Annotated in this window: 7 protein-coding genes and 1 other annotated feature; of the genes, 5 read left to right on the forward strand and 2 right to left on the reverse strand. The window is 46.1% G+C overall.

Annotated features, from left to right (window positions below):
- Positions 1-269: IS3 family transposase (locus T525_RS0110820; protein ID WP_027407215.1), on the forward strand; the 269-nt coding region annotated here is incomplete at its 5' end.
- 408 nt (positions 270-677) lie between these two features.
- On the opposite strand, the gene T525_RS0110825 is transcribed toward T525_RS0110820, so the two are convergent.
- Both T525_RS0110825 and T525_RS0110830 read right to left on the reverse strand, forming a co-directional pair.
- Complete coding sequence (locus T525_RS0110825; protein ID WP_027407216.1) at positions 678-1,847, reverse strand: aminotransferase class I/II-fold pyridoxal phosphate-dependent enzyme; 1,170 nt, start codon at positions 1,845-1,847, stop codon at positions 678-680.
- Positions 1,844-2,323: an Lrp/AsnC family transcriptional regulator gene (locus tag T525_RS0110830; protein WP_027407217.1), complete on the reverse strand. Its 480-nt coding sequence runs from the start codon at positions 2,321-2,323 to the stop codon at positions 1,844-1,846. Before T525_RS0110830 ends, T525_RS0110825 begins: the two co-directional genes overlap by 4 nt.
- 56 nt (positions 2,324-2,379) lie before the next feature.
- Positions 2,380-2,608: a binding site (T-box leader), on the reverse strand.
- Between the two features lie 176 nt (positions 2,609-2,784).
- Between T525_RS0110830 and T525_RS0110835 the strand changes: the two genes are divergently transcribed.
- From T525_RS0110835 to T525_RS0110850, 4 genes are all read left to right on the forward strand, one after another.
- The gene (locus tag T525_RS0110835) at positions 2,785-3,261 is read left to right on the forward strand and encodes a YhcH/YjgK/YiaL family protein (RefSeq protein WP_027407218.1); all 477 of its coding nucleotides are present in this window, start codon (positions 2,785-2,787) and stop codon (positions 3,259-3,261) included.
- A gap of 34 nt (positions 3,262-3,295) precedes the next feature.
- Positions 3,296-7,072: a phosphoribosylformylglycinamidine synthase gene (locus tag T525_RS0110840; RefSeq protein WP_027407219.1), complete on the forward strand. Its 3,777-nt coding sequence runs from the start codon at positions 3,296-3,298 to the stop codon at positions 7,070-7,072.
- Positions 7,073-7,609: 537 nt separating this feature from the next.
- A complete protein-coding gene (glpK, locus tag T525_RS0110845) occupies positions 7,610-9,109 on the forward strand; it encodes a glycerol kinase GlpK (protein WP_027407220.1) in 1,500 nt (499 codons plus the stop codon).
- Positions 9,110-9,248: 139 nt separating this feature from the next.
- On the forward strand, positions 9,249-9,823 hold a 575-nt coding region (locus tag T525_RS0110850; RefSeq protein ID WP_037325634.1), incomplete at its 3' end, for an MIP/aquaporin family protein.

The following is a 9,823-nucleotide window of genomic DNA, read 5'->3' on the forward strand; positions in this document are numbered from 1 at the left end:
ACACAAATAGGGTGTTTCACCATAAATTGGAAAAATATGGCATGATTCAAAGCATGTCTCGTGTCGCCCATTGCATTGATAATGGGCCTATGGAAGGTTTTTGGGGCATATTGAAAAGAGAATGTTATTATGGCAAACGCTTTACAGATAGACTCAGTCTAATACATACAATTAAATCCTATATTGCTTACTACAACAATAAACGTGTTCAGCGCAGCCTTGGCATTTTGACACCAATAGAAAAACACAATATGTATATGGCCGCATAAAAAAGGCCGACAGAACAATGGCTGTCGACCAAAGAAAATTTATATTTTTTTACTGTCCTCTTGACGGGTAGCAGTTCAAAAACGAACAGGGTGCTTTTTTATGCAGGAAATTAAGTTATGATGTTGAAATGTATGCAGGTTTTTGTGGTATTTGCACTGATGAAATGATTGAACTTAATATAAGGAAAAATAGGGCATGGTGTTCGGATCCTGATTGTAAATGTAGTCAGTATATAAAAGAGAAAATAAGTGCAAATGAATTGAAAAAAGACTGAGATCCCCAATATGGTGCTGGGTCTCAGCCTTTCCTAGTTTTAATATAGAGACAAATAAAAAAACCAGATGTGGGTCGTGTGACCTGCATCTGGTTTTGGCGTTAAGGGTAAAAATCCTTATGAATTTTTTAAATTATAAATGATTTACGAAATGCTCGATACGGGCCAGGGCCTCGGAGATTTGTTCTATGGAGGTGGCGTAGGAGCATCTTACGAAGCCTTCGCCACATTCGCCAAAGGCGTTTCCTGGTACCAGTGCCACATGCTCCTGCATGAGGATTTTCTCGGCAAATTCCTCTGACGAAAGACCAGTGGAGGTGATGTCAGGGAAAATGTAGAAGGCACCCTTTGGCTCGAAGCATTTCAAACCAGCCTTTTGAAGTCCGTCGTAAATGAGACGACGGCGCTTGTCATATTCTGAAACCATTTTTCTCATGTATTTTTCACCATGGCGCAGGGCCTCCACAGCAGCAATTTGGGCGGTGATTGGAGCACAGAGCATGGTATACTGATGAATCTTGGTCATGGCGGCAATGATGTCAGGATTGGACAGAGCGTAACCAATTCGCCAGCCAGTCATGGCGTATGCTTTGGAAAATCCGTTCAGAAGAATGGTTCTGTCCTTCATTTCAGGGAGTCCGGCAAAGCATACATGCTTGGTGTCCCCATAAGTAAGGTCACCGTATATTTCATCGGAAATAACGATAAGGTCATGCTTTACGGCAAAGCGGGCAATAGCCTCCAAATCTTCCTTGGAAAGAATGGCTCCCGTTGGATTGTTTGGATACCCAATAAGAAGAGCCTTGGTCTTTGGAGATACATGAGGCTCCAGATCATCAGGGGTGATGCGGAAATCGTTTTCAGCCTTGGCTGGTACAGGCACCGGTATACCACCTGCCAGAGTAGCACAGGCTTTGTAGGAAACATAGCATGGCTCCGGAATGAGAATTTCATCTCCAGGGGAGAGAATGGTACGCATGGCAATATCCAGAGCTTCACTTACACCTACAGTAACGAGTACATCGGTCTTTGGATCGTAATCAAGATCAAAACGTCTTTTATGCATGAAGCAAATTTCTTCACGAAGCTCCATAAGACCACGATTGGCAGTGTATGATGTGTAGCCTTGCTCCAGCCCGTATACGCAGCTTTCACGAATGGACCAAGGAGTGACGAAGTCAGGCTCACCGACACCAAGGGAAATAACGTCCTCCATTTCGGAGGCAATATCGAAGAATTTTCTTATACCGGAAGGGGGTACACTTTTTACTACCGGTGATATTCTGTCATTCCAGTTTGTCATATACTCATCACCAGCCTACGATCTTTTTCTTTGTCCTCAATAATGATACCGTCTTTTTTGTATGGCTTAAGCAGGAAATGACTGCGGGTCTGGGTTACTCCCTCAATGGTTGCCAGACGGGTGGCTACGAAATTTGCCACATCCTGCATGGATTTTCCTTCAATGATTACCAGTAAATCGAAGTTACCAGACATAAGGTAAACAGTACGCACCTCGTCAAAGCGGTAAATGCGCTCGGCAATGGCATCAAAGCCAACCTCTCTCTGAGGAGTGAGGTTTACCTCGATAATGGAGGTAACGGTGTTTTCGCCGGTTTTGTCCCAGTTAATGAGGGTGTTGTAGCTGAGGATAATTTTATCCTTTTCCAGCTTGGCCATCTTTTCCTCAACTTCGTATTCGCTGATATTCAGCATAGATGCCAGCTCCTTTGCCGGGCGGCGGGCATCATGCTTTAAAAGTTCCAAAAGTTCACGCATGGTAAAATACTCCTTTGCACGTTATTGTTAATAATAAAATAAAAAGCCCCGTCCGATAAAAGGACGAGGCATATTTCCCGTGGTACCACCTTATTCAGCTCTATTGGCAAGAGCCACTTAAGTTGCCATTATCGCTGGCTGACGGCAGAATTTTTATCCTTTGACAGAATATAATAATCTGCAGCTCATGAACAGCTTTCCGCCTATTAATAATAGCAATTCTCACCAGCCATTGCCTCTCTGAAATTATTCCATAAGCGTACTTTTTTCAATCATCGCTTTTGCAATTTAAAATTCTTTTGCATAATATAGCACATTGACTTTTATTTTGCAAGAGGTCTTATTTGATATTGTTTGTAATGGTGGAGAATTGTTTACTTCCTTTCGTTGCATTGAAGCGAATATTTGAGTACAATTAAAAAGGATTAAAATTCGCCTGCTCGTCAAAGGAGTCGATTATTTTGGTACTTGGAAAAATCAAAGAAGTAAGTTCGGGTTTTACAAAGTTCCCAGAGGCCATAAGAAAAGCATTATTTTTCCTGGCCGAACATAATTTTAATGAAATGAAAGACGGTACTTACCCTATTGATGGCAAGAACAGCTATGCAATTTTGCAACGCTATACCACGAGAGTGCCAGAAAGCGGTAAGCCGGAGGCCCACAGACAATATGTGGACATTCAGTATATGGTCCGTGGCCGGGAGGAGCTGGGCTGGTGCCCGCTTAATCCTGAGCTCATAGAAGCGGTCCCTTATGATATTGACAAAGACATAGTATTTTACGAAAAGCTTGTGCCTGGCAGCAGCATTGTGCTGGATGAGGGTACATTTGCTGTCCTTTATCCTGCTGACGTACATCGTCCTTGCGGTTCCTTAGATGGAAAACTCGCACCAGTTACCAAGGTAGTCGTAAAGATTGCCGTGGATTACATAAAGTGATGCTGTTTTAATTAAGTTTTTGGAGGCATGATTGATGACTGTAAGAAGAATTTACGTGGAGAAGCGTCAGGGTTTCTATGATATCCCGGCTCAGCAGCTTTGCGATGACCTTATTGAGAGTTTTCGCCTGCCTGACCTCAGAGCTGTGCGGTTGTTTAATCGTTACGATATCGAGGGCCTTAGTGATGAGGAATATGCTACAGTTAAATCTGTGGTATTTTCTGAGCCACCTGTGGATGTGGTGTACGAGGAAGAACTTCCTGAATTTGCAAATTCCAGGATGTTTGCGGCCGAATATTTGCCAGGCCAGTACGACCAGACTGCAGATTCTGCTGCTCAGTGCGTACAACTTGTTACCCAGAAGGAACGCCCTATTATAGCTACTGCCAGGGTTGTGGTCCTGGTTGGAAACATTGATGATGCCACCTTTGCCAAAATAAAGGATTATTATATTAATGCAGTGGAGAGCCGTGAGGCCAAGCTGGAAAAACCAGATTCCCTGGATATGAAGTTACAGGCCCCGAAGGATGTTGAGGTTATCAACGGCTTTACTGCATTTTCTGAATCTGAGCTTAAGTCCTTCATGAACAGACGTGGCTTTGCCATGAGCTTTGAGGATTTGAGATTCTGCCAGAATTATTTCCGCGATATTGAACATCGTGACCCTACCATTACGGAAATTAGAGTTATTGATACATATTGGTCCGATCACTGCCGTCATACTACCTTTACAACTGCAATTGATTCAGTTGCCATTGAACAGGGATATTATACCCCAGCCATTGCCCAGGCCTATCGCCAGTACCAGGAGGACAGATATCTGGTGTATGCTGACGAGGACCGGGATGTTACCCTTATGGATCTGGCTGTTATGGGCATGAAGGTTCTCAGAAAGATTGGGAAACTGGAGGATTTGGATAAATCCGAGGAAATAAATGCCTGCAGTATTGTTGTCAATGCGGATATTGGCGGCCAAAATGAGGAATGGCTGGTTATGTTCAAGAACGAAACCCATAACCATCCGACGGAAATTGAACCATTCGGCGGTGCTGCCACCTGTTTGGGCGGTGCTATCCGTGACCCGCTTTCCGGCCGTTCCTATGTTTATCAGGCAATGCGCGTTACTGGTGCCGCTGATCCTCGTCGTCCTGTTTCCGAGACTATTGAGGGCAAGCTGCCACAGAAGAAGATTACCCAGGGGGCAGCTGCGGGCTATAGCTCCTACGGCAATCAGATTGGTCTGGCCACCGGCCAGGTGGCAGAGGTTTACCATGAGGGCTTTATGGCCAAGCGCATGGAGATTGGTGCAGTTATTGCTGCTGCTCCAAAGGTAAACGTGGTACGCGAGGTACCAAAGAAGGGGGACGTAGTGGTTCTGGTAGGCGGCCGTACAGGCCGTGACGGCTGCGGCGGTGCAACCGGTTCCTCCAAGGAGCACACTACTGAATCACTGACCACTGCAGGGGCAGAGGTTCAGAAGGGTAATCCTCCTACAGAGAGAAAAATTCAGAGACTGTTCCGCATTCCTGTGGTCAGTAAGATGATCAAGCGCTGCAACGATTTTGGCGCAGGCGGTGTTTCTGTGGCCATTGGCGAGCTTACAGAGGGCCTGATTATTAATCTTGACGCTGTCAAGAAGAAGTACGAGGGTCTGGATGGCACAGAGCTGGCTATTTCCGAGTCCCAGGAGCGCATGGCCGTGGTTCTGGATGGCAGCAATGTGGATGATTTTATCAGATACGCTGATGAGGAAAATCTGGAAGCAACTGTTGTTGCCATTGTTACTGATAACAGACGCCTTGTTATGAGATGGCGCGATAATGATATTGTAAATCTCAGCCGTGATTTCCTGGACACCAACGGCGTAAAGCAGCATATTGATGTTGAGATAGCTACACCAGATAAGGAAAACTGCTATTTCAACAAGCTGCCAAAGAAAATAGAGGCTTTGGGCTCCGATATTGAAAAAGCATGGCTGGAAAACCTCAAAGATTTGAACGTATGCAGTCAGAAGGGACTGGCAGAGCGTTTTGATTCCAGTATCGGCGGCAATACTGTTCTCATGCCATTTGGTGGAAAGCAGCAGATGACTCCTGCTGAGGGGATGGTGGCAAAGCTGCCTGTTATTGGTGCTGAGACCACAACAGCCACAGCCATGACCTATGGCTATAATCCATATCTTATGGAATGGAGCCCATTCCACGGTGCCCTCTATGCAGTGGTTGAATCCGTGGCAAAAATGGTGGCCTTGGGCGGACGTGCCGATACTATCCGCATGACTTTCCAGGAGTATTTTGAAAGCCTTGGCCGGGATGCACAAAAGTGGGGCAAGCCATTTAGTGCATTGCTGGGTGCTCTTTGGGCACAGCACCAGTTTGAGATTCCTGCCATTGGCGGCAAGGACTCCATGTCCGGAACATTTATGGATATGACTGTTCCTCCGACTCTGGCATCCTTTGCTGTGGATGTTATGAAGGCGGACAATGCCATTTCTCCTGAGTTCAAGTATGTTGGCAACAAGGTTTATTACATTGAGTCACCTCGTGATAAGTTTGAACTGCCAGATTTTGCATATCTCAAAAAGGCATACGCCACTATAAGCCAGATGATTGCCGACAAGAAGGTATTTGCTGCCTCCAGTGTGCGTGTGGGCGGTGTGGCAGCGGCTATTACCAAAATGTGCCTTGGCAATAATATCGGTTTTAGATTTAAGTCTGCCATGAAAAAAATGGATCTTTTCCGTGCCGATTATGGTGCGATTATTCTGGAGGTGGCAGATAACGTTGATGCCCGTGAAGTATTCAAGGGGCTGAATTACGTTGAATTGGGCGAAACCACAGCTGTTACCAGCATTGTCTGCGGCAGTGCGGTTATTACCCTGCCAGATGCCATGAAGGCCTATACCAATCCTTTGGAGAAAATATTCCCTACCAAGATTAAGATTGATAAAAAGCCGGTTAATGAGTTCCTTTACAAGAGCGGTAACCGCATAATGAGAAAGATTGCTGTGGCCAAGCCAAAGATTTTCATACCTGTTTTCCCTGGCACTAACTGTGAATATGATTCTGCCAGAGCTTTTGAAAGAGCCGGCGGTGATCCTGAGACTTTGGTTATCCGCAACTTGACTCCGGCTGCTGTTGAGGAATCCGTGGAGGCAATTGTAAAGGGAATCAAGGCTTCCCAGATTGTCATGTTGCCAGGAGGCTTCAGTGGCGGTGACGAGCCAGATGGTTCAGGTAAATTTATTGCGGCCATGTTCCGCAATCCTCGCATTAAGGATGCTGTCCATGAGCTGCTTCAGAAGAGAGACGGCTTGATGCTGGGCATCTGCAACGGTTTCCAGGCACTTATCAAGCTGGGTCTGGTTCCTTATGGTGAAATCCGCGATCTGCAGGATAATTCCCCAACCCTTACCCATAACCAGATTGGCCGCCACGTATCCTGCATGGTGCGTACCAAGGTGGTTTCTAATCTGTCTCCATGGTTCAATAATGTAAAGGTGGGAGATATATTCACCATTCCTGTATCCCACGGTGAAGGACGCTTTGTGGCGGACAAGGCAGTGGTGGGCAAGCTCCGTATTAACGGGCAGATTGCCACCCAGTATGTAGGTGCCACCGGGGCTCCTTCTGCTGACATTCCATTTAATCCAAATGGTTCCGTTAACGCTATTGAGGGTATAACCAGCCCTGACGGCCGTGTCCTTGGCAAGATGGGCCATTCTGAGCGCATTGGCGATGATGTGGCCAAGAATGTTCCGGGCAAGCAGGACCAGCAGCTCTTTGAGGCTGGCGTAGGGTATTACAAATAATACATAGTTGCTATAACTAATAATACGAAATGTGCTTTCTGATATCAGACTCTGATTTCAGAAGGCACATTTTTTCCATATTAATAAGAAAATATTCAGTGGCAAATCAGTGTTTACAGGTGTTCAGAATAATTGTTCAAAAATTTTTTTAAAAATTTTCAGAATAAAGAAGGAATTTAGTTTGTTATGGCGAAATATACACGCGAGGAAAAAGTTAATTGACTTTGGTGTGTTCCGATTGCCCTAAAATGGCAAAGGAAACCATCTGTCATCTGTTTTCGGTAGTGTGTATTTAGCCGCCTTACCCAAGAGAGGATTCTTAATTGTGCTGCCAGACCAAGGAGAAATGGTCAAGAAGGTATAGCACCAGCGATGGTTGGCACCATGTTATCGGAGCAACATTTTGATTCGGGTATCAGCAGTTGTCCACAGAATTGGCAGGCCGGGTTAAAAAATTAACTTCACCTTTTTTGAGCTGATAGAATCAGGGGATTGTATCAGCTGCCGTATTTTAAGTTTAGAGGGGGATTTTTTAAAATGGCAAAGAAGTATGTAATGGCGTTGGATGCAGGTACCACTAGTAACAGAGCTATCATCTTTGATGAGAACTCCAAGATCGTAGGTGTTTCTCAGAAAGAGTTCACTCAGATATTCCCACAGCCAGGTTGGGTTGAGCATGATGCAGATGAGATTTGGAGCACCATGACTACTGTTATGAAGGAAGCTCTTGAGCAGAGTGGTCTCGCAGCCAGCGACATCGCAGCTATCGGTATCACCAACCAGCGCGAGACTTCAGTTGTTTGGGATAAGAACACTGGTCGTCCAGTATACAATGCAATTGTATGGCAGTCCCGTCAGACCGCTGATATCGCAGATGGCTTGAAGAAGAAGGGCCTCACTGAGGAGTTCAAGAACAAGACTGGTTTGACTATCGATGCATATTTCTCTGGTACCAAGATTACTTGGATTTTCGAGAATGTACCAGGTACTCGTGAGCGCGCAGAGAAGGGTGAGCTGCTCTTCGGTACTATCGATACTTGGCTCATCTGGAAGCTGACCGGTGGTAAGGCTCATGTAACTGATTATTCCAACGCTTCCCGTACTTTGATGTACAACATCAAGGAACTGAAGTGGGATGATGCACTTCTCGGATATCTCGGCGTTCCTAAGTGCATGCTTCCAGAGGTTCGTCCATCCTCTGGTGTATATGGTGAGGCTCTTCCTTCCATTCTGGGTGCTGCTATTCCTGTTGCAGGTGCTGCAGGTGACCAGCAGGCTGCTCTCTTTGGTCAGAACTGCTTCGAGCCAGGTATGGCTAAGAACACCTATGGTACTGGCTGCTTCATGCTGATGAACACTGGTACTGATATCTATGATTCCAAGAATGGTCTGGTAACCACTATCGCTTGGGGCCTCGATGGCAAGGTTGAGTATGCTCTCGAGGGTTCCATCTTCGTAGCAGGTTCCGCTATTCAGTGGCTGCGTGACGGCGTTCGCATGGTAGATTCCGCTCCAGATTCTGAGTGGGTTGCCAAGAAGGTTCGTGACACTGCTGGTGTATATCTCGTTCCTGCATTTGTAGGTCTTGGTGCTCCATACTGGGATCAGAACGCTCGTGGTATGATCATCGGTATTACCCGTGGTACCACCAAGGCACATATCGTTCGTGCAACTTTGGAGTCCCTTGCATATCAGACCAGAGACGTTCTGGGTGCAATGGAAGCAGATTCCAACATTAAGTTGGCTTCCCTGAAGGTTGACGGCGGCGCTGTTGCCAACAACCTGATGATGCAGTTCCAGGCTGATATCCTCGGCGTTCCAGTAGATCGTCCTCAGATTATTGAGACCACTGCTCTTGGTGCAGCTTACCTGGCAGGTCTTGCAGTAGGCGTTTGGAGCAACAAGGAAGAACTGAAGACTGCTTGGAAGTTGGATGTTCGCTTCGAGCCAGTTATGGCTAAGTCCGAAGCTGATAAGCTCTACAAGGGCTGGCAGAAGGCTGTTAAGCATTCCATGCATTGGCTGGATGAGGACTAATCACAAAAGATTAGTTTCTTAAAATCAAGTTGTTCATCTTTTAAGAATTCAATTTCTGGTACCAGCCCCCTAGGGGGCTGGTACTGGATATGAATTGCAGCAATTATTTTTATTATTTTATTGAAAGAGGGATAAGAAAATGGATAATTTGTTAGGCGAGTTCGTCGGAACAATGGTACTGATGGTATTTGGTTGCGGTGTTAACGCAAACATGACTTTGGCTAAGTCTTATGGTCGCGGCGGCGGCTGGATCTGCACAACCACTGGATGGTGTTTTGCAGTAGTAATGGGTGTTTACACCTCCGTAGCTCTGGGTGCTCCTCAGGCTGATATCAACCCTTCCGTTACTATTGCCAAGACTTTGGCTGGTGTTTACACTTGGGATCAGTTTGCAGCTACTTCCATCGTTCAGATTCTCGGTGGTATCCTCGGTGCAATCATTGTTTACCTTGCATATCTCCCACATTGGGCAGAGACTGAAGGCAGCAAGCTTGGTGTATTCTCCACTGCAAATGCTTGCGGTAACCAGATGACTGGTTTCCTCGGCGAGTTTATCGCTACCTTCTTCCTGATGTTCGGTATTTGGTGCATCTTCTCCAAGGGTGTTCAGGGCTCCATCGGCCTTGCTCCTGGCTTTGGCCCTTATCTCGTAGGTTGCTTGATCTGGGCTCTTGGTCTTTCCCTTGGCGGCTGCACTGGTTATGCAATGAACGC

Source organism: Anaerovibrio sp. RM50, from assembly GCF_000622005.1.
Classification (GTDB): domain Bacteria; phylum Bacillota; class Negativicutes; order Selenomonadales; family Selenomonadaceae; genus Anaerovibrio.

What these genes read in the sequence shown, in the direction of transcription:
- glpK (WP_027407220.1), top strand. Translation starts at nt 7,610, where the DNA reads ATGGCAAAGAAGTATGTAATGGCGTTGGATGCAGGTACCACTAGTAAC.
- T525_RS0110840 (WP_027407219.1), top strand. Translation starts at nt 3,296, where the DNA reads ATGACTGTAAGAAGAATTTACGTGGAGAAGCGTCAGGGTTTCTATGAT.
- T525_RS0110830 (WP_027407217.1), bottom strand. Translation starts at nt 2,323, where the DNA reads ATGCGTGAACTTTTGGAACTTTTAAAGCATGATGCCCGCCGCCCGGCA.
- T525_RS0110825 (WP_027407216.1), bottom strand. Translation starts at nt 1,847, where the DNA reads ATGACAAACTGGAATGACAGAATATCACCGGTAGTAAAAAGTGTACCC.